This window comes from Shewanella sedimentimangrovi, from assembly GCF_017354965.1.
Taxonomy (GTDB): domain Bacteria; phylum Pseudomonadota; class Gammaproteobacteria; order Enterobacterales; family Shewanellaceae; genus Shewanella; species Shewanella cyperi.
The window spans coordinates 650,345-676,242 of sequence record NZ_CP071502.1 but is presented as its reverse complement, the minus strand read 5'-3'; the positions used below and the strand labels follow the sequence as shown (position 1 = coordinate 676,242).

Genomic DNA, 25,898 nt, shown 5'->3' with positions numbered 1-25,898 from the left:
GATTCCTTGCGTTAAAACAAGCTTTTTTAGCATCTCTGTAACAAATGTGTGATATCAGCCACTGACAATGATGCAGTTACGTCCCTGGCGTTTGGCTTGGTAGAGACGCCGATCGCAGCTCTGCAACAGGGCGTCGGCATCCATGCCCGGCTGCCACTGGCAAATTCCCTGCGACGCTGTCACCCGGTCGGCAATGGGGGAGTCGGGATGGCTGATATTTCTTTGATGCAACAAAGCGGCCACGGATTGCGCCTTGGCCAGAGCGCCTTCCAAGGGTGTTTCCGGCAGCAAAAGCACGAACTCTTCACCCCCGTAGCGAGCCGCCAGATCCCGCGGGCGACAGGCGGCGTCGGACAACAGGGCCGCCACCTGAACCAGGCAGTCATCACCGGCCTGGTGTCCCAGGCTGTCATTGAGACGTTTGAAGTAATCTATGTCGAGCAGCAACAGGCACAGGGGTCTACCATTGCGCTGGGCGGCACGGATCTCCTGTTTCAGCAGTTCATCCAGATGGCGCCTGTTGCTCAGATTGGTTAAACCATCAACCAGTGCCAAGCGCCTGAATTGTTTCAGTAACTTTTGTTTTTCAACGCTGCCGGCAATGGCCCGGCTGAACCAGCCAAACAGCACCTGCTGCCCCACAGCTATGATCACCAGCAAACAGATAAATTTCGACAGCGGAAACGCCAGGTTCTCCGGCATCGATTGGTAGCGACTCAGGCAAATGAAGCACACCAGGGGCACCTGACCTGCGGCTATCATCAGGGCGTCCGGAAACAATCCCATCATCAGTAACAACACCAGGATGTCCGCCACGGCTTCCATGGCGGCAATGGACTGGGGGGCGACTTGCAGCAGCTCGGCAATAAACAACAGCCAGCACCACACCAATAACATCAGGAATACCAGCAGCAACCAGCGGGAATAAGGATGCACGGCACCATGGCCAAGGAACATTGCCCCCAACAGACAGATAAAGGCCAGCGGCAGTACCGCCATGAAAAATCCCCAATCCGCCGGACCTATCTCATTGAGGCGCCAGTTCAGCGTGATAGCCGCCAGCAACAGCAAACTGGCCGCACTGACCCACTGCAGACCATTTTGCACGTAGAGGGCAGACTCCAGCCGCAGTTGACTTTTAAACTCGGGAATATCCTGATCCATTGCCGTAGCAGCACGCATAGAAACCCATCTCTGGATTCAGTACAGACCAAAGCCCGCCATTGCGCTACCGTTGCATGTAAGATTAAGCCTATGATTCTGCTGCGCGGAAATAATAAAGCCCCCGGCAATACGGGGGCTTACTGTACAGAACTTTGTTATCAGGCGGCTTGGGATGCCTGCTCTTCGCCTTGCCTGATAAGGAAATCAAAGGCGCCGAGACTGGCAGTGGCACCACTGCCCATGGCAATGATAATTTGCTTGTAGGCCGCGTTGGTTACATCACCGCCAGCAAACACGCCGGGTAAGGATGTCTGGCCACGCTGGTCCACCACAATCTCGCCCCGGGCCGTCAGTTCCAGGGTATCCTTGAGCCACTCGGTGTTGGGAACCAGACCAATTTGTACAAAAATCCCCGCCAAGACGATGCTGTGACTGTCGCCGCTAAGGCGGTCCGTATAGACCAGTCCGGTGACCTTATTACCATCACCAGTCACCTCTGTGGTCTGCGCCTGGGTAATGATGTCAATATTGCCCATGGAACGCGCCTTGCGGACCAATACTTCGTCGGCCCTGAGCTTGGTGTCGAACTCAAGCACTGTGACATGCTCAACTATATTGGCCAGATCGATGGCCGCTTCGATACCCGAGTTACCACCGCCAATAACCGCCACCCTTTTACCCTTGAACAGGGGACCATCACAATGGGGGCAATAAGCCACACCGCGGCCACGGTATTCTTTCTCGCCGGGCACGTTCATTTCGCGCCAGCGGGCACCGGTGGAAATCAAAACCGTCTTGCTACTGAGCCGCGCGCCACTGGCCAAATCCAGCTGATATAGACCATCCTGGGTCAGGCGGATGGCTTTCTGGTTTTCTATCAGGTCCACCTCGTAATCGCGGACATGGGCTTCCAGGTTAGCCACCAGTTTGGGTCCCTCGGTGGCCTTAACCGAAATAAAGTTTTCAATTCCAATGGTTTCAGTCACCTGACCGCCAAAGCGGTCGGCCACCAGCGCGGTACGCAGCCCCTTGCGGGCAGCGTAGATGGCCGCCGATGCACCGGCGGGGCCGGCACCGACGATTAAGACCTCATAGGGTTCACGCCGCTCCAGGGCTTCGACTTCACGAACACCGGCTTGATTATCCACCTTGGCCAATATCTCTTTGAGACTGATGCGCCCCTGAGCGAAGAGTTCACCATTGAGGTAAACCGAGGGCACCGCCATGATCTGCCGCGACTCCACCTCGTCCTGGAACAGGGCACCATCGATCATGGTGTTGCTTATCCCGGGGTTAAGCGCTGCCATCATGTTCAGCGCCTGCACCACCTCGGGGCAGTTCTGACAGCTTAAAGACACAAAGGTTTCAAACCTCAGCTGCTCCGGCAACGCTTTAATCTGTTCAATGACCTCGGCCTCCAGTTTCAGGGGGTGGCCGCCGGTGTGCAACAGCGCCATCACCAGGGAGGTAAATTCATGGCCCATGGGCAAACCGGCAAAACGTATGTCTGCTCCCTGGGCGTTGGTCACCTGCATGGCAGGGGTCAGCTCGAGTTTGACTCTGGTTACAGACACCAGGGGCGACAAGGAAGCAATGTCATTGGCCAGCTCTAGCAACTCCTGGGATTTTTTGCTGTCATCGGCAGACACCACGAGCCTGACGTCTTGCCGTAAATTTTGCAGATAGGTTCCAAGCTGCTGTTTTAAATCCGCATTTAACATAGTGACTCCAGATGCAAGCAAAGTAAGAGGAACAAGGGCCCCGGGCTAGGACAGGGGCAAGGCCCGGAGCAAGGCGTTGGAGGCTTAAATCTTGCCTACCAGATCCAGAGACGGCGCCAGGGTTTCCTCACCGGGCTGCCACTTGGCAGGACACACTTCACCGTCGTGGGTAGCAACATATTGAGCGGCCTGGATTTTGCGCAGCAGTTCACTGGCGCTGCGACCTATGCCCAAATCGTGAATTTCGGCGACCTTTATCTGGCCTTCAGGGTTGATAACGAAGGTGCCACGCAGGGCCAGACCTTCTTCCTCAATCATCACGCCAAAGTTGTGGCTGATGGTGCCGGTAGGATCGCCAACCATGGGGAAGCTGATCTTCTTGATGGTGTCTGACGTGTCATGCCACGCCTTGTGGGTGAAGTGAGTGTCGGTGGACACCGAATAGACTTCCACGCCCATGGATTGCAACTTGGCATAGTGATCGGCCATGTCGCCCAGTTCGGTGGGACAGACAAAGGTAAAGTCAGCCGGGTAGAAGAACACCACGGACCATTTGCCCAGCAGATCCTGCTCGGTCACAGGCACGAATTCGCCCTTGTGGAATGCAGTGGCTTTGAAGGGCTTGATGGTGCTGTTGATGATGGATTGAGTCATGATTTACTCCTGGTTAGTTATCAGTTCAGTACATTCAGACCGTGGCCATGGGCAGCGCTCTGTTGTTGAACTGCATACTAATCAAGAAAAATCATCTTTTATAACGAATAAAAACTATAGCCTTAATCGCTTTTTCAAAAACACATGACGAACCGCAATGAAAATCCTCCCCAGGCGGCCCAGCACTGGGGCTCAGGTCAGTGGACCGTCCCAGGCACCAAAGCGGATATTGGTCTTGCCGAGTTGAAAATCCAAGCGCTCGGACAGCGCGGCATTACGGGACTTGATGCCGTCGAGCGACAATTGCCCAGGCCTGCGGGCAGCAAAGACTATCCAGTTTCCGCCACTGGTGAGGCAACCGTACAGTTCGGGAAACAACATCTTGAGCTGCCGATAGAGCGCCTCATTCTGACTGTGCTCGCGCCAACAATTAAGCACCAAGATGCCATTATCTTTGAGTAAACCACCGCAATTGTTAAGAAAGTCAGGATCCAACTGTTTGGCATCCACGCCCTCGGCACCGTAAATATCGGCAAAGATAATATCGACCCGTTTATGACTCTTTTCGCTCAGGAACTGCATCGCATCCTGATTCAACAAGGTCACCTTTTTGCCAATGGGCAAATAAAAGTAACGCTGGGCCAGGGTAATCACCTGCTCCCTCAGCTCCACGGCCGTAATCTTGATGGCGGCGTCAAAGCGGCGCAGGGCGTGCACCAAGGCACCACCACCCAGCCCCAGCACTATGGCGCTGCGCGGCTCACTGAACAGCAGCACCTGCAGCATGGCCTGGACATAGGAATGGGCCGGGATGTGCGGGCTTTTCTTGCTGATTTTGCTTTGCTCATCGTTTTCGGCAAAGGCAAGCACCCGGTATTCATCATCTTCCAGTACCCAAATAGGGCCAAGGGTATCTTCTTGCTGACACAAGAGGCGATAGTGCGACATAAACTTTGTTCCGTTCTGGTCCTTGAGGGCGTCTCGCCATCCCAAGATAGGGCAGGCGACATTATGACAAATCAGCTTCTGCTTGCCTTCTTTTATCTCATCAGCTGAGTCGCCGGCAGCTGAAACGGATCAATGGCGCATATTGAAAGGCTCCGCCACTTAAAATACCTGAGACTGAAGTGATTCAACGGCCTGGAAGGGATGAGCCAGGAATCCACTCCTGACTCACGTGGCATCAGCGCAAACAACGTTGAAACAGGGCAATGGCATTCTGGTACATCTGCAACGCCAGGGCAGGATCGTACCTGGCATCACCATCGCGCATAAAAGCATGCTCGGCATTGACCTCCTGCCAGCTATAGCAAGTCTGGCACTTTTCCAGGCGGGCCTGGATCAGCTCCCGGCCTGCACGGGGGACATGGGGATCCTGCTTGCCCCAAACCATCACCAGTTCTCCCCGGATATCCTGTGTGCGGCTGAGAGAATCGTTGCCGGGCGCGCTTGGCAGGGTGCCCGAGTGAATGTCGGTGGCATAGAGGCAAAATGCGGCGGCTACCCCCGGATTGACAGCGGCTCGGTACGCCAGATGGCCACCAATACAAACGCCCATGGCGCCCACTTTTCCCGAGTACCAATCCTGCGCGGCCAAAAAGGCCAGCATAGCCTCGGTGTCGCTGTCATGTTGCTCCAAGGGCTTTGACGCCTTATCGCTGTTACCCTTGTTTTTGCCGGCGTCATCATAGCCCAGCACTGTGCCCATGGGATTGAGTTCATGGAAGATCTCCGGCACCAATACGGCAAAACCGTGGCCTGCCAATATGCTGGCCATGCGACTGATGGGCGCCGTCTCCTGGAAAATTTCCGAGTAAAACAGGATAGCCGGATACGCCCCGGCAGCAGCCGGGCGATAGACAGTTGTCTGCATGGGGCCTGTGGCCGTGGGTAAACATTCAGTGTGTTGAATTATCCGCATCTGAACTCTCCTGTTTGATTTCCTACATTGGTGCGTTTGGACTTTTTCCGGCAAGTACCTGATTACCTAAGCTCGTTGCCACAGACTTTACCCGACAACACAGTCTGCACATTGGATAAGGTCGTTCCGGCTATGGCATCCAATGCTTCTTCGGTTAGAAAGGCCTGGTGACCGGTAAATACCACATTGTGGCAGGCGGACAAGCGACGGAATACATCGTCCTGAATCACCTCACTGGATTTATCCTCGAAAAACAGTTCCTTCTCATTCTCGTACACATCCAGTCCCAAAGCGCCAATTTGTCCATGCTTCAAGGCTTCCATGGCATCAAAGGCATCCAGCAATCCTCCCCTGCTGGTATTGATAACCATGACCCCGGGCTTCATTTTGGCAAAGGTTTCGGCGCACAACAGGTGATGGTTGTCTTTGGTCAATGGGCAATGAAGACTGATGATGTCGGCATTAGCAAAAAGCTCATCAAGGCCGACATAGGGCACGCCCAGCTTGCTCAGTTCGGCGTTGATATAAGGGTCGTAGGCCAGCACCTTACAACCGAATCCCAGCAGGATTTTGATGGTGGCAAGACCGATTTTACCCGTGCCGATAATCCCGACGGTTTTGCCGTGCATATTGAAACCAACCAAACCCTCGAGGGAAAAATTGGCATCGCGGGTACGCTGGTACGCCTTGTGAATGCGCCGATTCAGGGTCAGCATCAGGGCAATCGCGTGTTCAGCCACGGATTCAGGGGAATAGGCGGGCACGTTGACCACTGTCATGCCCAGACGGGTCGCGGCATCCAGATCCACATTATTGAAACCGGCGCAACGCATGGCAATCAGCCGTGTACCATGCTCATGCAACTGTTGCAGCACAGTGGCATTGAGTTCATCGTTAACAAACGCGCAGATAACCTCGAATCCCTGGGCTAACTTCAGGGTCTGGGAGCAAAGCCTGGCATCGAAATACTCGATGTGAGCACCGAAGGCCTTATTTACCTTGTCAAAGTGCTGAATGTCATAGTGCTTGGCACTGAAAAAGCCGATTCTCATAATCTCCCTCACGCCCAAATCAAGGCCCATTAGGCAAGTCTAAAGCTGGCGAGTGTAGGGCAAAAGTGAAAACTTGTCCCCAGTCTCACAAGTCATCCGCAGAAAAATGCTTCACGACAGCAAAATGTAGCGACACTAGCGCGCATCAGGAATAAATCTCAGATATAAACAATGATTGATGTGGTGTAAGCATCAAATAAAAAAGCGGCACCTTGATTAATCAAGATGCCCACTTTGACGGAAAGGGAGATTTAGTCGTCCTGTTGGTCAAGCAAACTGGATTCTTCGGACGCAAGAACCAAGTTTAAGAACACGTAGTAGATAAATACCAGGCCACTTAATGCGCCTATGGCATAAAGGCTGATAGACCACATATTAGCCTCCATTATGAATATCACCACTCATACAGCAAGCATCTATTATGATTCAGTTTTTTGTTCTGTTGACTGATCTATATGATAAATGACACAGTCAGGAAACGGTTCGCAAATAGAAGTGGGTTGCGTATTATCCTGCGCTTTTGTCTCAGAGCTAGTAAAAACAAATGGCAATGAAAACGCTGTTGTAAAGGCGGTTGCAACAACCAAAGCAGTGTACTTTTTCATAGTAGCTCTCCATTTATATGCGAAGCATATGTCATCTGATTGAGTAGGTTCAACCAACTTTAAAGGAACTCTGCACCTTAACTTTCTGCGACCAGTACATCAGAAATTATGTTACTTAGGGGCGGTGTCTTTTATTCCAAGTAAAGTTGGCTGAATGACCAGAATACTAGTATGCGGCACTGCAAGTCGGCCACAACGAAAAGGTGATGAAAAAATAACTAACTCACAACTCACTGTTTTACATCAACAAATACTACGTCAGTATTGGCATTCGCAAGGACGGAAAGTAATACATCTGCTTGGTCAGTCATGGACATTATGCTGGTAGAAAGATTCTTGACGTCTATTTTATATCTTTGGCTACCTCCTGATGTCACTGACAACTCTACTAGAAATGAATTATCCCCATCTGAATCCAGATACCAAATGGTGCCATTGGCTATGTGCCATCCATAAGAAAAGAATGGAGTGAATGCTTCTGTGACTTTAGTTGTCACACCATTATTCATCATCCAAATACCTTTGCTGTGCATTTTTGAAAAATAAAATACACCATCAGTCCGGTCATATTTCCCAGAAAATGCATCGGCAGCGAGTAATTTTTTTACTTGACCAGATTGAACATCCAACAATAATATTTGACGCTTTCCACCATCAAATACCAGAGCAACCAACTCAGACTTGCTCATGCCAAAAGAAACATTTCTAGCTGAATTTACTCCTGGAATGTAATTTATGACGCCATCGTCTACATTCATTACAAATGGCTTTCCATTAATAACTCCACAAATATATTGACTATCAGAAAAGAAACTTAATTCATCAACATGTGCAAAATTTGAAAAGCTGGTTATTTGCTTCTCCTCTCCAGAATTGTATTTTAACCAGATCTGGGGTAAGCCAGTTCGATTTGACACAAATATGGTAAGTTGTCCATTCGGGCTAATACTTCCTCGAAAGTCTCGCCGATTAGAACTTATCCAAGTTTCCGGCTGGCTTGACGTTGACTTTGGCGAACGCCAAAACCACATTTCTTCTTCAACCAATTCCCCGATAACCGCCGTGACCTGGCCAGCACCATTTGATCTGGGTGAATTTATCTCTTGAGCAAATTTGGTGAGACGAGTGACTTTATGGTCGCGTAAATCATATCTATGAAGTTGCCCTTCCTCAGCCCGATAGATAATACCTTGGCCTTGCTCATCCCACGCTACGCTTTTAAGTGGATAGCCTACCTTGAATAATTGCTGCCACTCACCTGATGAAAATTCGAACTCCATGACCAAAGTATCGAACCAACCTACATTCCTCAATACTGCGAGTTTGTCGCCATCAGGCGACAAAGTTAACCCATAATCACCTCGGCCAATGTTTATTGGCTGGCTGAGCTGTTCGCGACGCAGACTTTCAATATTGATACGAAACATCTTTTTGTATTCATCAAGCCCTTCGGTATCTATAAAAATAAGATCCTTGCCACTGAATGCTATAGCGCTGGACTGCAAGGCAGTGTGACAATTTGCCAGCACTTTGCGAGTACGTGTCAACATATCCAACAGTACCACCTCACATCTTTTCTGGCCGTCGTAATTAAGGAAAGCCAGATGCCCGCCATCATTGCTCCAGGCTGGGTAACGCTGGTTCATTCCTGGTTCAGGGGAAGACTCGATAAAATTAATGGTGCCGGTGGCGATATCCTGCGTCATGACTCGCCAAAATGTCCCATCTCGTTCCCGATACGAAAAGGCCAGTTTTTTACTATCTGGAGAAAGTACGGGATCAACCTCCTGACCATCCAAACTGGTCAGAGGAACCAGAGTAACAATATTGTCGGCAACATGATTGTTGCTCTGTAGACTTGAAACGAAAGGAATAAGCCAGTACCAGCAGGTTAACAACGACAGCAAAAACGCGGCGCCAATAACATATTTATTTGGCCGGTTTCTGAAGCGATTTTCCGGTTCAGATGGCACCGAACTCCCATCTTGCGTAAGACTGCTTACATCACCTCCGAGAGTAACGGTCTCATCGGAAGCTAATTCCGACTCGCTAAGTAGCTTCATTGTTAAAGGCTGAAGTGTATCTGACACTAATAGGTAGCCTACTTTAGGCAGCGTTTTTATGACTGTCTGAGTTCTGGCATCATCCCCTAAACTGGTGCGCAATATGCCGATAATGCGATTAATGGCATTGTCTGAGACTATGCCACCACGCCAAACCTCCTGAATGAGCTCGTCTCTGCTAACGGGACGGCCGGCACGCTCCAACAGACATACCAATACCTGCATCACCCTGAGCTCCAACTTGCTTTCATTGCCATCGCGAATGATCAAGCAGCGCTCAGGGATAATCAGGTAGTCACCAATGCGATATTTTTTATTATTAAACATGCCGTTCGCTGTGTTACTCACTTTTTATGGTTGTGTATTTAATCAATTACCAGCGATGAGGGGAAGTGCTGAACTGTAACAACAAGCTGCCTGCACTTGCCTCTTCAGATACTCTTGGGTATCTTAGCGCCCCCTGTCATTTCCTGGTTGAATTATGAACGACTTTATTTACAGCCCACCGACCACTCCCTGGCTGGATGTGCTGTACCAGGATAAAGACATCATAGTGCTCAATAAGCCCAGTGGTCTTTTGTCAGTCCCAGGTCGGGATCCGGCGCACCATGACAGCACATGGTCCAGGGTTAAAGCAGCTCATCCCCATAGTCAGATAGTGCACAGGTTGGATATGGCCACCTCAGGCGTAATAGTCCTGGCATTAAGGCGCAGTGCCGAGAGTGAACTCAAACGTCAATTTCGGGACAGAGAAACCCAGAAGGTATATTACGCCCGGGTCGCCGGCCACATGAAGGCTTCAGGGTCCGTAGATCTGCCATTGATCTGTGACTGGCCAAATCGCCCTAAACAGAAAGTGGACTTGAAGGTGGGCAAACCCTCCCTCACACATTACGAAGTGGTGAGCTATGGAAAACGCTCGACCTTGGTACGCTTGATGCCCATAACCGGACGCAGCCACCAACTCAGGGTGCATATGTTGGCTCTGGGCCATCCTATCTTGGGTGATGGATTCTATGCCGATCCCCTGGCGCGTTCACTGGCGGACAGATTATTGCTGCATGCTGCAGAGCTCAGTATTTTTCACCCCTTCAGCAAACAGCCCATGCAGTTCAGTGCCCCAGTTCCTTTTTGGGAAGCAACCGGTGCACAGTGAGCATTTTCTGGCAAAATTGCAGTTAAACGCGTAAATTAGTGCTCATTAAATGAAATTATGAGCCTATTTCTGTGGATACAGCATTTCAACGTGACCAACTGGACAATCAAATTCTCGAAGCCCTGATGCAGGAAGCCAGAACACCTTTCGCTGAATTGGCAAAACGTTTTGGGGTCAGCGCCGGCACCATACATGTCAGGGTTGAAAAAATGAAGCAGGCCGGCATCATTACCGGCGCCCAGATTACCGTCAACCCCAAAGCATTGGGATACGATGTTTGCTGTTTTATCGGCATTAACCTCAAGAGCGCCGGTGATTACCCCGCCGCACTGGCCAAGTTGAATGCCCTTGAAGAAGTGGTAGAAGCCTACTACACCACCGGCAACTACAGCATTTTTGTTAAAGTCATGTGCCAGTCAATCGAAGGACTTCAACATGTGCTTATCAACCGTATCCAGTCCATTGATGAAATCCAATCAACGGAAACCTTGATCAGCCTACAAAATCCGATATCCAGAGCCATTAAGCCTTGATTGACAGGATTTTCCTCTCATTTCAATACAGTATACCGTTAATTTTTTCATTCCTTGTTCAAACAGCAGTGTTAACTATTCGCAAACTTTGTGTTAAAAGTTAACACTGCGTCAACATTATGACGCTGTTCAAGCATAATAATTATTCGCCGGTTTCGATGTCATTTCATCGAGCGAGGCCACATTGACAAGGAAGAAAGCGTGAAAACCAAACTCTCAATGGCAATTACTGCCGCGCTGCTGTCGGGCGCAGTCAACGCAGACAACCAAGATATCCGCATTGCTCAATTAGCCGTTCCCGTTCAACATGCCGCAGTGCAGCAACAAGCCTCTATCAGTGGCATGCGCGATCAATTCGATGCCCGCACTGGCCAGGCCACCTTCCAATGGGCAAAGACCAATCAACGCACTCCGAGCTTGGGCGCTCTGGATGCCAAGTACAAACTGGCTTTTGCCGCTGATTTTTACCTGAATCAAATCACTGGCCTCTCGGTTGAAAAGCAAAGCGCGCTTAAACCTGTACTGACTAACCTGCACGACCAAGGTCGTGGTGGCATGATCGCCCGATACAATCAAGAATTCCAAGGTGTTGAAGTATTTAACCGTAGCTTCAACATTATGATGGATCGTGAATACGGCTTGGTTGCTACATCTGGCAGTCTGTTGCCCGCCAGTATTGCCGAAGCCAGCGGTCTTAAGGGCATAAAAGCTGATTTTGGTAGCGCCGCCAACGCCGTAAAAGCAGCTTCAGCGGATATGGGTGTCACTGGTTTGTCGCTCACCAGCAAAGGCAGTGAAGGCAAGTACGAAGCCTTTAAGGCGTCTGAAATTGCCAATGGCAAAATTGTTAAAGGCGAGCCTCGTGCCAAGCCAGTGTTCTTTGAACAAAAGGGCAAGTTGGTACCAGCCCAGTATGTAGAGCTTGAAATCGGCGATGCAGAAAGCCGTGATTCAGAGTTTTACGCTTTCATCATCAACAGTGAAACCAATGAAGTGCTGTTCAAGCACAACCAAACTGCTTATGAATCAGCCTTCAATTATCGCGTTTATGCCAGCGAAACCGGTGTACCCTGGGATGGCCCTCACGGTAACGTGATTCCTGCCGAGAGCGAAGATCAGGTAGATGCCACTGCCTATCTGGATGCACCTCTGGTCACCTTGAGTCACGGTCCAATCAGCACCAAAGATGCCTGGTTGGCGGATGATGCAACCATGACCTCTGGCAACAACGCTTTCGCCTATGTGGATGCAATTGCACCCGATGGTTTTACCAATGGTGACTTCAGCGCCGAGACCACCGCCGATCATACTTTTGACTACAAGTACAACACCTCCGAAGTTGAAAGTTCGGTCAATAACCGTAAAGCCTCTATTGTTAACCTGTTCTATATGAACAACTACCTCCATGACCTGTTCTACGATCATGGTTTCGACGAAGCTTCAGGTAACGCCCAGAACGACAACTATGGCCGTGGTGGTGAAGAAGGCGATGCCATTCGTGCCGAGGTCCAGGACAACTCAGGCTTTAACAATGCCAACATGAGCACCCCTGCCGATGGCCGTTCACCACGTATGCAAATGTACCTGTGGGACAGCAAAGACGCCGTGGTTGGCGAGGACTATGGCGTCATCATTTCCTCTGACGATCCTGACACTCTGCTGACCTCCAGTAAGCGTGCCAGCTTTGGTAAAGGCCAATTCGACATCACAGGCAATGTGGTACGCATCGTAGACGGCACTGCACCATTCAACGATGGCTGTACCGCTGCAACCAATGGTGCTGATTTGGCAGGTAAAATCGTCATCATTGACCGCGGTGCCTGTGCTTTCACGGTTAAAGCCAAAAATGCACAGAATGCGGGTGCCATAGGTGTTCTAATCGCCAACAACTCAGGCACTACAGATCCTGCTCCGATGGGCGGTACCGATACTTCAGTCAAGATCCCAGCCATGGGCTTGTCACTGAATGATGGCGCAGCCATTTATGCCCAAGTGGATGCGGCCAAAGATGTTGAAGTCCACATGTTCAACACCAAGCCGTTCAAAGACAGCTCTTGGGATAACGCCATCGTATCCCACGAATGGGGCCACTACATCAGTAACCGCTTGATTGGTAATGGCTCAGGCCTAATCAACAATCAAGGCCGTTCCATGGGTGAAGGCTGGGGTGACTTCCATGCCCTGTTGATGTTGGCTGAAGCTGATGATGCCATGCTGGATGGTAATGACAAGTTCCAGAAAGCCTATGCGGCGATTTCATATGTGGATTCTTTCTACTGGGGTATCCGCAACTTCCCATACAGCACAGATATGGAAATCAATCCACTGACCTTTGCCGATGTAGCAATGGATAATGCCGAAGTTCATTCCGCAGGTGAGCCTTGGGCAGTGATGCTGTGGGATTGTTTCGTGTCTCTGATTAATGATGAGCGTTACAGCTTCGATGAAGCCCGTAGCGTCATGATGGACTACCTGGTTGCCGGCTATAAGATGACGCCAATAGCACCAACCTACACCGAAGCCCGTGACGCTCTGCTGGCGGCCGCCTACGCTAACGAACCAAAAGACTATGATCTCTTTATCAAGGCCTTCGCCCGTCGCGGTATGGGTCTGGGTGCACAGTCACCAGAGCGTTATGATTCCAGGCATAGTGGTGTAGTAGAGTCATACAAGACTGAACTGCCGGCATTCGCAGTAACAGAACACGATGTGAATTCTGACTATGAAGGCCTGACCGTTGGCTATTGCAGCAAGGATGGCATCCTGGATAAGGGTGAAACCGGTACTGTATCCTTTACTATCCACAACCAAGGTAGCGAACGTTTCGAAGGTGTGGAAGCCCAGGTAGAAGTGATCAGTGATCATGACATCACTTTTGCCAATGAAGGAAAGATCACCTTTGGTGCGCTGGAACTGTTTGGTGACGCCACCAGTGCCCCAATCGAGTTCACACTCAACGATGCCAAGACCGCTGATACCATTGAACTGAAGCTCACCTTCCCATCGTTGGCAGAAGGCACAGAGGCTGAAGAGTATAGCTTTACCACAGTTGTTAACATGGACTTTAAGGACAAGGCTCCTGTAAGCAACATGTCTACCAGTGACATGGAAGATTATTCAGGCCTGGCAGATTTCAAGGAAAATGTTCTGGCCGGTGGTGATATGGCAGAAGGTACAGGCATGCTTGATGGCACCTATGCCGCCTACTTCCCGGTAGATTCCCAGTATCTGTACATTGCCAACAATGGCTTCGAATCCGATGTGGCCTTCGAAACCAAGCCGGTACAAATTGGCTACGGTGGTGATTTCACCATCAGCTGGTTCCAGTATTTCGAAATCGAAGAAAACTGGGATGGCGGCGTGGTCGAAGTCAGTGTCAACGGCGGCGACTGGGTTGATGTGACGGAGATGGGCGGTGTATTCGAGGAAGGTGGTTATACCGGTGAGCTCAACCAACTGCTGCCAGAGCGTATGACATATACCGGCTTCTCACCATGGCCAGGTACCATGGAGAAAGTAAATTTCGGTACTGCATTGAATGGTAACGAAGTTCGTTTCCGCTTCCGTATCGTCACTGATACCAACTCCAATGAGTTTGGCTGGATTGTGGACAATGTCACCTTCGAAAATATCAGCTCAAGCGTGTTCCATGAGCAGATTGCCGGCGATGCAAATCCCTGCGATAACCGTCTGCCGAACGTCACCGTGACCAGCAGTGCTGCCAGTGTGACCGAAGGTGAGTCATTTACTTTGACCGCTACCGCCATTGACGCCAACGCAGATGATACCCTGACTTATACCTGGACTCAGACTGCTGGTACAGCCGCAACTCTCACAGGTGCAAACACTGCCACCCTGACTGTTGCTACTGGCCAGGTGAACTCCAACGAAGATCAGGAATTCACTCTGACAGTAAACGATGGCACAGGTGACGTTGTCGTCAAGACCACAGTCAAGGTTAATGACGTGCCAACTCCACCAGCCGGTCCGGACAAATCTTCAGGCGGTAGCCTGGGATGGTTGGCTCTGCTGTTGTTACCCGTCGCAGCTCTGCGTCGCCGTAAGTCATAATAGTTAGAGCATGAAAAAGAGCCGCGATATGCGGCTCTTTTTATTTATAAGTATGTCAAAAATTCAAGTTGAAGTGGTTATCACATTAATGATCAGCGACTTCTGACTTGAGAGAATAGTCCAATCCCAACTCAACTCTCACGATTCCTTTTTCAGTCTTTAATCGCTTATACCAGGCATCCATGGAAAGCTGATCATTCTGAGGAGTGAGCCTGAAAGTATCCGCAGCAAGCTTACTGACCTCAAAATCCTGTTGCCAACTGATTTCATCGTCTGAAGAAATGACCACCAGAAAATTTTTGACTGTGGCAAAGGTACCAATAGACATATCAAATACCTGGGTGCCCGGTCGTAACGCCTGCTCGCTTGCCCGCAACTTAGTGCCATTGATGTTAAAAACATGCTCTAGCTTGCCCTGTTGTAAAAACCTCGGCTCCTTGGTCTGATTGGCCTTCGTTTTTGTATTGTCGGCTATTACAGCTTTGGCTGGCTGCTCACCGGCCGAAGCGCTTCGTTGCGTATTACTTGCCTGTTCCTGGGCACCGCAAGCCACCAGCAATGGCAGTATTAAATAAGGGGCTCTCATGAATTCTCCTTTTCAATCTTCTGCCCCCACTGTACGACATGTAGCACCAATAGCAAGTTTCCAAATTGTCATCCCCTACAACTCAAACACTTGCGTCATAACTTTATACAGCTCTGTGCCTTGATGCACAGAGGCCGAGGCAAAATGCAGTATCGGCACACAGTCTTCGGGTAAAGACACTGTGCTCAATACCTCACCACTGCCATACCTGTCCATCCTGAGCAGGTTTACCAGAGGAGCTCCGGCGAGCAGGGGCTCTCCCACCTTGGCAAGATATTCCACCATACCCGCCTTGGGAGAGTGGAATTTGCGATAGTGTTTCAGTAAACAGCCATGGCGCTTCATCGCCTTGGGGGCGACGTGCTCGGCAATCACACCGCGATGACTGAGGTAAGCCAATATACCCTGTGCATCTTCCAGGGCATCGGCCAGATCGATTCGTTCCTGACTGCCCAGCTCAAGGGTGAAGGCGGCCACCTTGCCCCCCAGATTTCGACCGGTTGCCTTTGCCACCTCGGCCAGGGTCCACCAGGGCACAAAGGCCGCTTCGTCCATGGCACCACCAAAACTGTTTGGGATCAGCAGGGTGTAGGGAATGGAAAAATACTGTGCTGCGGCACAATCAAACTCTGGGCAGTACAGATGCTTGCATGACTTGGGGCCGGTGTGCAGATCAAGCACTATGTCCGCGTTGTGGGCCATGGCCTGCAAGGTCACCGCCTGCCTGTGACCCGTGGTCACGCCCCAGGAATTATTCAGCCTCGCCTGGCAGCTTTCCACCAGGGTAGAGCGAAAGGCCATCACCAAAGCCGCATCATCCAAGTGGGCATGCTCTGCATACCAAGCCTGAATGTCCAAGCCGTGATCCAGGTACTCGCGATTCCAGTTCACCCCGGTAATGGGATCAAACCGGCCAAGGGTAAACTCACCGCTCTTTTGGTTTATCCCGAGCGGATTGGCAAGCGGCACCAGAGTAATGTCTCCCAGTACCTGATAGTGCTCCAGCAGCTTCATCAGCTGGTAGATAACCGCATTGCCCTGCACCTCGGCACCGTGGACGTTGGCCTGGATATAAACGCTGGGGTGTCCACTCCCCTGCCCCTTGAGCCTGTAGACCGGTAACTCCAATGGCTGGCCCGCAGCCAATTCACCGACTGGAACGGCACTTTTTACAAATGCCATTACAGCCCCTCCTCGAACAGATTTTGGTGCAGTGACTTCACCACCTGAGCCGCTTCGGATTCGGAGACCAGCACGCAGAGATTGTGAGGGCTGGCACCCTGGCAAATCATCCGCACATTGTGGGGTTCCAGCACTTCGAACACCCGCTTGCAGATCCCGGCGGTGCTGGCAATACGGTTACCTATGATGGCCACCAGCGCCAGGCCGTCTTCAACCCGGACCCGGCAGTGCTGGGACAATTCCTGCAGCAGGGCCTCATTCAGCAGGCCCTGACCGCTGGAGTCCGATCCTGTCTTATCCAGGGTCAGGGATACGTTCACCTCGGAGGTGGTGATGAGGTCCACGGAGATCTTGTGCCGGGCCAAAGTGGCAAAGGTCTCGGCCAGGAAACCACGGGCATGCAGCATTTCCAGGCTGTGGAGATTGAGCAGGGTCTGATCCCGGCGTACCGCCACGGCTCTGAAGGTTGGCGGATTCTCAACCTGATGACGGATCCAGGTGCCACCCTTTTCCGGTTCACGGCTGGAGCCGACAAACACCTGAATTTGCTGGCGTACCGCCGGCAGTATGGTGGCCGGGTGCAACACCTTGGCACCAAAGGTGGCCATTTCCGCCGCTTCACTGAAGCTGATTTCGTTAATGGGACGGGCATTGGGCGCCAAACGGGGATCTGTGGTGTAAATACCGGCCACATCGGTCCAGATCTCCACAGCCTCCGCCCGCAGGGCCTCGGCCAGCAGGGCGGCAGAATAGTCACTGCCACCACGACCCAAGGTGGTGGTTCGGCCCTCGCTATCGGCGCCGATGAAGCCCTGGGTCACAATAATCTGGTTGACCAGCAAAGGGGCCAGCCATTGCTGGGCGCGCTCGGCAATCTCGCTTATTTGCGGCTCGGCGCGGCCAAAGTGGCTGTCGGTCAGCATCACCTGACGCACATCGAAACTGCTGGAGCTGGCGCCGCGTTCCCGCAGCACGGCGGCAAACAGCAATGACGAGCATTGCTCTCCCATGGACAGCAGCTCATCCATAATCGCCTTGCTGCGGTTGAGCACCAAGGCCTCGCTCAGTGCAGAAATGCGGCTCAGCAAGCTATCGAGCTGGGCAGCCACATCCTGGGGGCGGGTCAGACAATCAAGGATTTCATATTGAATTTGGGCAATCTGCTTCAGCAGCTGCAGGCGCCGTTCATCATTGACCGTGGCCTGGGTCAACTCCACCAGCAAATTGGTCACACCGCTGGAGGCACTGACCACCACCAGATGACAGGCTTCATTATTGAGCACTATGTCGGCACAACGTGACATGGCGTCGAAATTGGCCACCGAGGTACCGCCGAATTTGGCAACAACCAGAGACATCAGCACACCTCCCGACAACAGGAAGCAGCAATAACAAACAGAGATTGGATATTCATGAATCAGCTCCGAACAAAATACGTTCGAAGAGCCTGGTGCAAAGATACAGCACCCCATAGAAGGGAAACAGCGATCGTCACCAGAAGCTCTCCACCAAAAAACAGGTGACAATCGACAGGATTCAGCCTGGCCGACCGATAACGACATGCAATTCCACATGGCATTACCTCGGCGTCAATCTCCCTCACCTTTCGTCATCGGAGTGGATGCTCCTCGAAACGGCTACCTAGTTGACGCTCCTCTTCTGTGCCTTCCCAAGGGAAGGGACCAAAAAAGTAGCAATAAAGCCCGCCCCAAGTCAATGACATTTTTTGACCGGTTAAATATAGCGCAAAGAGTTTGGCTGGCAGAATTCAACACTGCCAACGTATCAAGGAAGGTCTAACAGTCGAAGTCGGCCATGGAGCCAATAAGGCGGGCTCTGCTGCGGAAGCTGCCGAGCTGCAACTCAGGGCCGGGCATTAAGCAGGGCAGCAGTTTCAACCTGTCCTGCTCCACATAATAAATGGCATTTTGTTGGTATTTTTCGGCCAGCGCCAACACATCACCGGCCTCCATAAATACCGCCCAGCTTTTTTCTTTATGCTGCAAATCCGGACTGGTGCCGACCAAGGCTCGATAGGGGACGCCCAGGGCCTCTATGTCCGCCAATAGCTGTCGGTCCCTGAGACGATTCTGACATTCGGACAGCAGTTCGCCGCGGGGATTATGGGCGGTAATAATGGCAAACGAGGTGTCGGGGGAAATATTCTGCATCAACAGAAATTCGGTCTGTTGATAGAGGGACCAGAGGTGATTGATCTGACATTCCATGATGTTGCTTTTCATCTTTCAGAACCCGATACAGTTTAGCAGACTGAAACCTCTTGCCCAGCCCTCAGGCACAGCCATGACAAGATTTAACTTTAACCACTTAATTTTTATAAACATTATTTGCGTTAACAAATATTAACCAACCAGAGCAGCCGATTTGTTAACATTTCAATTGTTAACAAATGCCTAAAACGAGTACAATGCCGCTCGTAGCCATCCAAGCATCCGGCCGTACATTGACATAAAATGTTACATAACCGGACTCTGCTGTCGCAGTATGACTACACGGCCGAAGCAAATGTGATCTACATTGAATTTAACATGTAAACTTTACAGAAAAACAATGGCTAAGGGACCTTCCCTGGCCTTGGATTATCGAAGAAAGTACGGCCGCGACTTCCTGTGACAGCTGGCGATTTGTACTAATCATCAAGTGTATTGCCGTTCAGACCCGTCTTTGAAAGCACTTGCGTGACCACTGATCCAGTCAGCGTTTTGGTAGAGAGCCCGGGGCGACGGGCACTTATGATTAGCAAAGATTTGATTAACTTAGGTACTTGATATGCAAAACCCGCACATTCTTATCGTTGAAGATGAAGCTGTAACCCGTAATACATTGAGAAGTATTTTCGAGGCAGAAGGATATGTGGTTACTGAAGCCAATGATGGCGCAGAAATGCATAAAGCCCTGCAGGAAAACAAGGTCAACCTGGTGGTGATGGATATCAATCTACCCGGTAAGAATGGTTTGTTGCTTGCACGTGAACTGCGTGAAATCAACAACATTGGTCTTATCTTCCTGACAGGCCGTGATAACGAGGTCGATAAGATCCTGGGGCTGGAAATTGGCGCGGACGATTATATTACCAAGCCGTTCAATCCCCGCGAACTGACCATTCGTGCCCGTAACCTTCTGACCCGCGTCAACAGCGCAGGCGCCGAGACAGAAGAGAAAAGCTCAGTTGAAGTGTATCGCTTCAATGGCTGGAGCCTGGAAATCAACAGCCGTTCGCTGGTGAGCCCCCAGGGTGAATCCTACAAACTGCCGCGCAGCGAATTCCGCGCCATGCTGCACTTTGTGGAGAACCCAGGCAAGATCCTCAGCCGTGCCGATCTGCTGATGAAGATGACCGGCCGTGAGCTCAAGCCACACGACCGTACCGTGGACGTGACCATTCGCCGTATCCGCAAGCACTTCGAGAGCCAGCCGGACACGCCGGAGATCATCGCCACCATTCACGGTGAAGGTTATCGTTTCTGCGGCAACCTGGACGACTAATCCAGCTCCGCTGCATCTGTGATAAAAAGCCAACCCCGGGGTTGGCTTTTTTATTGTGCCTCTTTGAATACGCGGATTGCGGCCCGCAGGGGTCCATCAATAAAAAAGCCAGTCCGTAGACTGGCTTTTTCTATATTAATGCTTCAATTCTCGGTCAAGGAAATCCGCCAACGTCAGGTACAGATGGGCCCGCACCTTATCGCCACGCATCGAGTGCTTGGAGCCGGGATAGGTCATGAGTTGGAACAGCTTGCCCTGATCCTGCAACTCTTTGAATACCTTGGTACTGTTCTCAAACAACACGTTGTCATCGGCCATGCCGTGGTACATCAACAAGCCGCCCTGATACCCCTTCACATGGGGCAGCACACTGGATGCGTCATAACCGGCTTCGTTATCCTGCGGAGTGCCCATGTAACGCTCGGTGTAATGACTGTCATACAGGCGCCAGTCGGTCACGGGGGCGCCGGATATGGCCGCCTTGAAATGCTCAGGCGCCTTGAACAGGCTCATCAACGCCATGTAGCCGCCATAGCTGTGACCAAAAATGCCAATCCTGTCTCCGGCCACAAAGGGCAGCGTGCGCAGATAGTCCACGCCCGCCACCTGATCCCGCACCTCGGCATCGCCCATGTTTCGGTAGATCACCTGCTCAAAGCGGGTCCCCCTGTGGGCCGAGCCGCGGTTATCCAGCTGGAATACCAGGTAACCCTGTTGCAACAGATACTGGGTAAAGTAATCCTGCTCGTTCCAACTGTTGACCACCATCTGTGCATGGGGTCCGCCATAAACCCGCACCAACACCGGATAACGCTTGCTGGCATCGAAATCGACCGGCTTGAACAAGCGATAATGCAAGGCCTGGCCATCATCGGCCTTGATGGTGCCAAACTCAGGCAATTGCCACAGGCCGGCAAAGGGATACAGGGGATGGCCGGCTTTCACCGCATTCTCCTCCACCCAGGCCAGGCGCTTGCCGTTGCCATCGTGGAGACTTATCTGGGGCGGTTGACTCAGGCTGTTGAAATAGTCCAGATACACCGCCTTATCTTCCGCAAACACCGGGCTATGCATGCCAGCTGCCTGGCTAAGGCGTTCGGGCGTTCCGCCTTTGAGGCTAATCCGGTAAAGGTGCTTTTCCGTGACCTTATCCATGCGACCGCTGAAATAGACCATACCTGCCTGTTCGTCGACAAACTCTACCTCATCGACGGCCCAGTTTCCTTGAGTCAGCTGGCTCTTGAGTTTGCCGTGCGCGTCAAACAAATACAGGTGCTTGAAACCGTCCCGCTCCGAGGCCCAGAGGAAATCGGAGCTTTGCTTGAGAAAGTGCAAATCGTTATTGAGATTCACCCAGGCCTTGCTGGTCTCCGCCAGCAGCAGGGTTGAACTGTCCGGTTGCTTGATGGCCACTTTGCGCAGTTCCAGCCGCTGCTGATTGCGGCTCTGCCATTGAAAACTCAGCTGCTTGCTGTCCGGTAACCAATCCACCCGCGGCAGATAGATGTCCTTATCCTGGCCCAGCGCCACCCAAGAGGTGTTGCCGGAGGCCAGGGTCACCACACCCAAGGCAATCTCAACGTTGGCCTTGCCGGCATAGGGATAACGCTGCTCGGTGAGCTTGATGCCATCGGCATAGATTTCGTTGCGGGTCACCAACTCGACACCTGATTCATCGATGCGGGTGAAAGCGATGGCCGACTCATCCGGCGCCCACCAGTAGCCCGTCATGCGGTCCATCTCTTCCTGAGCAACAAACTCCGCCATGGCATTTTTAATGGCACCGCCGCCATCCTGGGTCAACTGAAGCAACTTGTTCTGCTGCAGATTGTAAACAAACAGGTTCTGCTCGCTGACAAAGGACACATAATGGCCCTTGGGCGACAATTTGGCATCGGTGGCAAAGCCCTCACCCGTGGCCAGCAGCCTGACCTCGCCGTTAGCCGGGGTGAAATAGTACAGTTTACCGGCGGCGGGGATCAGCAGTGCCTGACTGTCATCGGCCCAAAAATACTCCATAATGCCCTGGCCATAGATACGCTTGCGTTCACGGCGGGCCTTTTCCTCATCCGACAGCTCACCGGCCGCCAGTTTGTCGGCATCCAGCAGCAGGCTGACCTGGCCGCTGGCAACATCCATCTGCCACAGATCGTAAAAATGTTGATTGTCAGCGCGACCGGCCAAATAGGTCACCCGTTTGCCGTCCGGCGACAGGCTTAAGCCCCGAGGACTGGTGCCCGCCAGCGCAGGAGAAGCATACATGCGCGCGATGGCCAAAGGCTCTGTGCCTGCCCCCGGAAATGCCTGGGCCGCCAACACTTGATTGCCAAGTCCAACACCAACAGCCAATAAGCCACTGCTCATCAACATAGTCCCTAACCAATTTTTAATCATTATTCTATCCATTGGGGTCCATGCCCGGCCCTTGTGGCCATGGCGAAACAGGCCTCATTCTGCCCTAAATTGTGAGGTTTACCAAAGCCGATACTGTAAATAAAGGTTCAGCATGCTTCCCTGGGGAGTACAGCCAATCCAATGCGGGAACGCACTGAAAAATTCATCAATCTCGGGTATCATTGGCGGCAAAAATCATCAAGACCTCACTTTCTGTTAAGGACATAACATGCAGACCCTGTCCCAATACCTGAATCAAGCCCAGTTGTCCCCGGCTCTGGCGGCGCTGCTGACCACCCTGGCCAACAGCTCCAAGGACATCAGCCAGGCCGTGCGCAAAGGTGCCCTCGCCGGTGTGCTCGGCGTGGCCGGTACCGAGAACGTCCAGGGCGAAAGCCAGAAAAAACTCGACGTGATCACCAATGACATGCTCAAAGATGCCCTGGCCGCCGATGGCCACGTGCGCGCCCTGGCCTCGGAAGAAGAAGATGAGGTCGTGGTATTGGGTGACAAGGGCGAATTTCTGGTGTGCTTCGACCCTTTGGATGGCTCCTCCAACATCGACATCAACTCCCTGGTGGGCACCATATTCTCGGTTTTGCCAGCCCCTATTGGTGAGATCAGCGAGCAGAGTTTCCTGCAGCCCGGTCGCAACCAGGTTGCCGCCGGTTACGTGCTCTACGGCCCATCCACCATGCTGGCCCTGACCTCGGGCAAGGGTGTGCAACTCTTTACCCTGGATCCCGTCAGCGGCGAATACCTGTTGACCGTGGCCGAGGTGCAAATCCCCAAGGACACCGCCGAATTCGCCATCAACATGTCCAATCAGCGCTTCTGGGAAGCGGCGATGCAGAACTACATCGCCGACCTGATTCAAGGCAAGGCAGGCCCACGGGGCAAGTCATTCAATATGCGCTGGATTGCCGCCATGGTGGGTGATGTGCACCGGGTGCTGTCCCGCGGCGGCCTGTTCACCTACCCCACCGACACCAAGGATCCCAAGAAGCCATTCAAGCTGCGCCTGATGTACGAAGCCAACCCCATGGCCCTGCTGGTCGAGCAGGCCGGCGGCAAGGCCAGCACGGGTTATGACACCATACTCGACATCCAGCCCGAGCAGATCCACCAGCGGGTAGCTGTGATCCTCGGCTCGGCCAACGAGGTCGATGTGTGCCTGGAGTACCACGGCCGCTGAGGCCTGGCCCCTAAGTCTAAGTAGAAGGTCTAAGGCGGCTTTCATTGGCAAGCCGCCAAATCGCGCTATAATACGCGCCACTATTTTACGAAAACCTGTGTTTACACCGTTAAGGATACGCAAATGAGCTTAAATGCTGTGCCAGCGGGCAAATCCCTGCCAGATGATATCTATGTAATCATCGAAATCCCTCAGAACCACGATCCCATCAAGTATGAAGTGGACAAGGAAACCGGCGCCCTGTTCGTTGACCGCATGATGACCGCGCCCATGTTCTATCCCTGCAACTATGGTTACGTGAACCAGACCCTGAGCCTCGACGGTGATCCGGTTGACGTGCTGGTACCTACCCAGTACCCACTGCAACCTGGCAGCGTGATCCGTTGCCGTCCCGTTGGCGTACTGAAAATGACCGACGAGTCAGGTGAAGATGCCAAGATTGTTGCCGTACCACACGAGAAGATTTCCAAGGAATACGGCCACATCCAGAACGTGGACGATCTGCCGGCCCTGCTTAAAGCCCAGATCAAACAGTTCTTCGAACACTACAAAGATCTCGAGCCAGGCAAGTGGGTCAAGGTTGAAAGCTGGGAAGACGTTGAATCTGCCCGCGAAGAAATCCGCACCAGCGCCGAGCGTTACGCCCAGGCCTAAGCGGTAAAGCGCGAATACGAAAAAGCCGGCATCAAGCCGGCTTTTTTATTGCTGTTACCCGAGCTGAATACCTTCAGCACGGGTGAGCCCATAGGGTTTACTCTTCGTCGCTTTGCTCCAGCACCCTGTGTGGGCGTTCGGTTTGGTCGACTATGGTCAGCACTGCGGTATCGCCTACCACATTGCAGGAGGTGAGGATCATGTCTATTAAGCGATCGAGTGCCGCCACCAGGGCAAAGGCTTCCACTGGCAGGCCCATCTGATGGATGAGCACGCCTATCATCACCATGCCGCCTCCGGGTACGCCGCCGGCGCCCACAGACAAGAGGAAGATGCTGAACATCAGGGTCGGCAGTTGCTCCAGGGTAATGGGCATGCCAAAGGCATTGGCGATAAAGAAAATGGCTATGGTGATGTAAATGGACACCCCACCCATGTTCATGGTCGCCCCGAGTGGCACACCGAATCCGGCCACGGCGTGATTCACCTGCAGCTTCTCCACCAGGGTGCGCATGGTCACCGGAATGGTGGCGTTAGAACTGGCGGTGGACAGGGAAAAGAGGATCTGCTCCTGGGTCTTTTGCCTGAAGGTGCTGGCCGAGACCGTGGTAAACAGTTGCACCGCATAGGGATAAACCACGAAAATCCACAGTGCCAGCATACCTATGATAAGCACCAGATACTCAAGCACGCTGTAAAACACTTCGGCATCCAGGGTGGCACCCAACTTAAACATCAGCGCCCCCACGCCCAGCGGCGCCAGGTGCATCACCACAGAGATCAGCTTCATCATCACCTTGTTGGCGGTTTGGAAGCCGCTGACAGCTCCTGCCACGTGAGTTCCCATGGACTTGAGTACGGCCCCCAGCAACAGTGCCATAAAGATCACCTGCAGCATATTGCCGGAGGTAAAGGCCGCCACGGGATTGCGCGGCACTATATCGACTATCAGGCTCATCAGGTTTGGCAGCTCGGTGGCGGTAAGCTTCACCCCTTCGCCGCCGGTCATGTCCACTCCGCGCCCGGGATCCAGCACCAGGGCGACGCCCACCGCGGCAAAAATGGCCACCAGGGTATTGATGATGTAGAAACCGAAGGTCTTGGTGCCGAGGCGACCAAAGCTGCCAAGATCCTGCAGCTCACAGACACCGCAGACTATGCTGACGAACACCAAAGGTACCACCAGCATCATGATCATATTGACGAACATGGTGCCGAGGCCCGATGCGACGTCGAGCAGGGTGGATGAGAAAAAGGAAATATCCTGCAGCAGGTACTGCACTATGGAACCGCACACCAGACCGACAAAGAGGCCGATAAAGATGCGCGCCGAGAGAGTCTTCAACATAGCTTGCCTTCCCTGGGTTAGGGCGTGTTGACGTTTCATGGTTGCTTTTGCAGTAACTTGGCCGGCTTTTATATCAGGCAGTGCCTGCGCAA

Annotated in this window: 21 protein-coding genes and 1 riboswitch; of the genes, 6 read left to right on the top strand and 15 right to left on the bottom strand. The window is 52.2% G+C overall.

What is annotated here, in order from left to right:
- Positions 1–54: 54 nt before the first annotated feature.
- The 9 genes from JYB85_RS02745 to JYB85_RS02710 all read right to left on the bottom strand — a co-directional run bounded on the left by JYB85_RS02745 (position 55) and on the right by JYB85_RS02710 (position 9,507).
- The gene (locus JYB85_RS02745; protein WP_207380954.1) at positions 55–1,182 is read right to left on the bottom strand and encodes a GGDEF domain-containing protein; all 1,128 of its coding nucleotides are present in this window, start codon (positions 1,180–1,182) and stop codon (positions 55–57) included.
- Positions 1,183–1,322: 140 nt separating this feature from the next.
- Positions 1,323–2,885 (bottom strand): alkyl hydroperoxide reductase subunit F, encoded by a 1,563-nt coding sequence (gene ahpF, locus JYB85_RS02740; RefSeq protein ID WP_207380953.1) that lies wholly within the window; start codon positions 2,883–2,885, stop codon positions 1,323–1,325.
- 84 nt (positions 2,886–2,969) lie between these two features.
- Positions 2,970–3,539: an alkyl hydroperoxide reductase subunit C gene (gene ahpC, locus JYB85_RS02735; RefSeq protein WP_207380952.1), complete on the bottom strand. Its 570-nt coding sequence runs from the start codon at positions 3,537–3,539 to the stop codon at positions 2,970–2,972.
- Positions 3,540–3,731: 192 nt separating this feature from the next.
- Positions 3,732–4,487, bottom strand: coding sequence for a spermidine synthase (locus tag JYB85_RS02730; protein WP_207380951.1), 756 nt, complete (start codon positions 4,485–4,487; stop codon positions 3,732–3,734).
- A gap of 235 nt (positions 4,488–4,722) precedes the next feature.
- Complete coding sequence (locus JYB85_RS02725; protein WP_207380950.1) at positions 4,723–5,460, bottom strand: dienelactone hydrolase family protein; 738 nt, start codon at positions 5,458–5,460, stop codon at positions 4,723–4,725.
- 62 nt (positions 5,461–5,522) lie between these two features.
- Positions 5,523–6,512 (bottom strand): 2-hydroxyacid dehydrogenase, encoded by a 990-nt coding sequence (locus tag JYB85_RS02720; protein ID WP_207380949.1) that lies wholly within the window; start codon positions 6,510–6,512, stop codon positions 5,523–5,525.
- Between the two features lie 251 nt (positions 6,513–6,763).
- On the bottom strand, positions 6,764–6,886 hold the full coding sequence (locus tag JYB85_RS19025) for a hypothetical protein (protein WP_267459514.1): 123 nt from the start codon (positions 6,884–6,886) through the stop codon (positions 6,764–6,766).
- Positions 6,887–6,931: 45 nt separating this feature from the next.
- The gene (locus JYB85_RS02715) at positions 6,932–7,117 is read right to left on the bottom strand and encodes a hypothetical protein (protein ID WP_207380948.1); all 186 of its coding nucleotides are present in this window, start codon (positions 7,115–7,117) and stop codon (positions 6,932–6,934) included.
- 230 nt (positions 7,118–7,347) lie between these two features.
- On the bottom strand, positions 7,348–9,507 hold the full coding sequence (locus JYB85_RS02710) for a winged helix-turn-helix domain-containing protein (protein WP_207380947.1): 2,160 nt from the start codon (positions 9,505–9,507) through the stop codon (positions 7,348–7,350).
- 154 nt (positions 9,508–9,661) lie between these two features.
- Between JYB85_RS02710 and rluA the strand changes: the two genes are divergently transcribed.
- The 3 genes from rluA (at position 9,662) to JYB85_RS02695 (ending at position 14,940) form a co-directional block, all read left to right on the top strand.
- Positions 9,662–10,336 (top strand): bifunctional tRNA pseudouridine(32) synthase/23S rRNA pseudouridine(746) synthase RluA, encoded by a 675-nt coding sequence (rluA, locus tag JYB85_RS02705; protein WP_207380946.1) that lies wholly within the window; start codon positions 9,662–9,664, stop codon positions 10,334–10,336.
- Between the two features lie 71 nt (positions 10,337–10,407).
- Positions 10,408–10,869 carry a transcriptional regulator AsnC gene (gene asnC, locus JYB85_RS02700; RefSeq protein WP_207321893.1) on the top strand — a complete coding sequence of 154 codons (462 nt, stop codon included), beginning with the start codon at positions 10,408–10,410 and terminating at the stop codon, positions 10,867–10,869.
- Positions 10,870–11,070: 201 nt separating this feature from the next.
- Positions 11,071–14,940: a rhombosortase-dependent M36 family metallopeptidase gene (locus JYB85_RS02695; protein ID WP_207380945.1), complete on the top strand. Its 3,870-nt coding sequence runs from the start codon at positions 11,071–11,073 to the stop codon at positions 14,938–14,940.
- 85 nt (positions 14,941–15,025) lie between these two features.
- Here JYB85_RS02695 and JYB85_RS02690 read toward each other — a convergent pair whose 3' ends face one another.
- The 4 genes from JYB85_RS02690 to JYB85_RS02675 all read right to left on the bottom strand — a co-directional run bounded on the left by JYB85_RS02690 (position 15,026) and on the right by JYB85_RS02675 (position 18,936).
- The gene (locus JYB85_RS02690) at positions 15,026–15,526 is read right to left on the bottom strand and encodes a hypothetical protein (RefSeq protein ID WP_207380944.1); all 501 of its coding nucleotides are present in this window, start codon (positions 15,524–15,526) and stop codon (positions 15,026–15,028) included.
- A gap of 75 nt (positions 15,527–15,601) precedes the next feature.
- Positions 15,602–16,708: a succinylglutamate desuccinylase/aspartoacylase family protein gene (locus JYB85_RS02685; RefSeq protein ID WP_207380943.1), complete on the bottom strand. Its 1,107-nt coding sequence runs from the start codon at positions 16,706–16,708 to the stop codon at positions 15,602–15,604.
- Entirely contained in the window at positions 16,708–18,066 is a 1,359-nt protein-coding gene (gene lysC / locus JYB85_RS02680; RefSeq protein ID WP_207380942.1) for a lysine-sensitive aspartokinase 3, read from the bottom strand. The genes JYB85_RS02685 and lysC overlap by 1 nt, the downstream gene beginning before the upstream one ends.
- Before the next feature lie 132 nt (positions 18,067–18,198).
- Positions 18,199–18,375: riboswitch (Lysine riboswitch) on the bottom strand.
- A 129-nt stretch (positions 18,376–18,504) separates the two neighbouring features.
- A complete protein-coding gene (locus JYB85_RS02675; protein WP_207381951.1) occupies positions 18,505–18,936 on the bottom strand; it encodes a DUF3293 domain-containing protein in 432 nt (143 codons plus the stop codon).
- A 562-nt stretch (positions 18,937–19,498) separates the two neighbouring features.
- Between JYB85_RS02675 and arcA the strand changes: the two genes are divergently transcribed.
- Positions 19,499–20,215 (top strand): two-component system response regulator ArcA, encoded by a 717-nt coding sequence (arcA, locus tag JYB85_RS02670; RefSeq protein WP_207380941.1) that lies wholly within the window; start codon positions 19,499–19,501, stop codon positions 20,213–20,215.
- A 135-nt stretch (positions 20,216–20,350) separates the two neighbouring features.
- Here arcA and JYB85_RS02665 read toward each other — a convergent pair whose 3' ends face one another.
- The gene (locus JYB85_RS02665; protein ID WP_407695871.1) at positions 20,351–22,579 is read right to left on the bottom strand and encodes a S9 family peptidase; all 2,229 of its coding nucleotides are present in this window, start codon (positions 22,577–22,579) and stop codon (positions 20,351–20,353) included.
- 259 nt (positions 22,580–22,838) lie between these two features.
- Between JYB85_RS02665 and JYB85_RS02660 the strand changes: the two genes are divergently transcribed.
- Both JYB85_RS02660 and ppa read left to right on the top strand, forming a co-directional pair.
- Positions 22,839–23,804: a class 1 fructose-bisphosphatase gene (locus JYB85_RS02660; RefSeq protein ID WP_207380939.1), complete on the top strand. Its 966-nt coding sequence runs from the start codon at positions 22,839–22,841 to the stop codon at positions 23,802–23,804.
- Between the two features lie 123 nt (positions 23,805–23,927).
- Positions 23,928–24,458 (top strand): inorganic diphosphatase, encoded by a 531-nt coding sequence (ppa, locus tag JYB85_RS02655; RefSeq protein ID WP_207321887.1) that lies wholly within the window; start codon positions 23,928–23,930, stop codon positions 24,456–24,458.
- Positions 24,459–24,555: 97 nt separating this feature from the next.
- Here ppa and JYB85_RS02650 read toward each other — a convergent pair whose 3' ends face one another.
- Positions 24,556–25,806: a dicarboxylate/amino acid:cation symporter gene (locus tag JYB85_RS02650; protein WP_207380938.1), complete on the bottom strand. Its 1,251-nt coding sequence runs from the start codon at positions 25,804–25,806 to the stop codon at positions 24,556–24,558.
- Between the last annotated feature and the right edge of the window lie 92 nt (positions 25,807–25,898).

Bases quoted from the DNA above. Each gene is read 5' to 3' on its own strand.
- JYB85_RS02660 (WP_207380939.1), top strand. From the start codon at position 22,839: ATGCAGACCCTGTCCCAATACCTGAATCAAGCCCAGTTGTCCCCGGCT.
- JYB85_RS02725 (WP_207380950.1), bottom strand. From the start codon at position 5,460: ATGCGGATAATTCAACACACTGAATGTTTACCCACGGCCACAGGCCCC.
- JYB85_RS02685 (WP_207380943.1), bottom strand. From the start codon at position 16,708: ATGGCATTTGTAAAAAGTGCCGTTCCAGTCGGTGAATTGGCTGCGGGC.
- JYB85_RS02730 (WP_207380951.1), bottom strand. From the start codon at position 4,487: ATGTCGCACTATCGCCTCTTGTGTCAGCAAGAAGATACCCTTGGCCCT.
- rluA (WP_207380946.1), top strand. From the start codon at position 9,662: ATGAACGACTTTATTTACAGCCCACCGACCACTCCCTGGCTGGATGTG.
- arcA (WP_207380941.1), top strand. From the start codon at position 19,499: ATGCAAAACCCGCACATTCTTATCGTTGAAGATGAAGCTGTAACCCGT.
- ahpF (WP_207380953.1), bottom strand. From the start codon at position 2,885: ATGTTAAATGCGGATTTAAAACAGCAGCTTGGAACCTATCTGCAAAAT.
- lysC (WP_207380942.1), bottom strand. From the start codon at position 18,066: ATGTCTCTGGTTGTTGCCAAATTCGGCGGTACCTCGGTGGCCAATTTC.
- JYB85_RS19025 (WP_267459514.1), bottom strand. From the start codon at position 6,886: ATGTGGTCTATCAGCCTTTATGCCATAGGCGCATTAAGTGGCCTGGTA.
- JYB85_RS02715 (WP_207380948.1), bottom strand. From the start codon at position 7,117: ATGAAAAAGTACACTGCTTTGGTTGTTGCAACCGCCTTTACAACAGCG.
- JYB85_RS02690 (WP_207380944.1), bottom strand. From the start codon at position 15,526: ATGAGAGCCCCTTATTTAATACTGCCATTGCTGGTGGCTTGCGGTGCC.
- ahpC (WP_207380952.1), bottom strand. From the start codon at position 3,539: ATGACTCAATCCATCATCAACAGCACCATCAAGCCCTTCAAAGCCACT.
- JYB85_RS02665 (WP_407695871.1), bottom strand. From the start codon at position 22,579: ATGAGCAGTGGCTTATTGGCTGTTGGTGTTGGACTTGGCAATCAAGTG.
- ppa (WP_207321887.1), top strand. From the start codon at position 23,928: ATGAGCTTAAATGCTGTGCCAGCGGGCAAATCCCTGCCAGATGATATC.
- JYB85_RS02720 (WP_207380949.1), bottom strand. From the start codon at position 6,512: ATGAGAATCGGCTTTTTCAGTGCCAAGCACTATGACATTCAGCACTTT.
- JYB85_RS02710 (WP_207380947.1), bottom strand. From the start codon at position 9,507: ATGTTTAATAATAAAAAATATCGCATTGGTGACTACCTGATTATCCCT.
- JYB85_RS02650 (WP_207380938.1), bottom strand. From the start codon at position 25,806: ATGTTGAAGACTCTCTCGGCGCGCATCTTTATCGGCCTCTTTGTCGGT.
- JYB85_RS02745 (WP_207380954.1), bottom strand. From the start codon at position 1,182: ATGCGTGCTGCTACGGCAATGGATCAGGATATTCCCGAGTTTAAAAGT.
- JYB85_RS02675 (WP_207381951.1), bottom strand. From the start codon at position 18,936: ATGGAATGTCAGATCAATCACCTCTGGTCCCTCTATCAACAGACCGAA.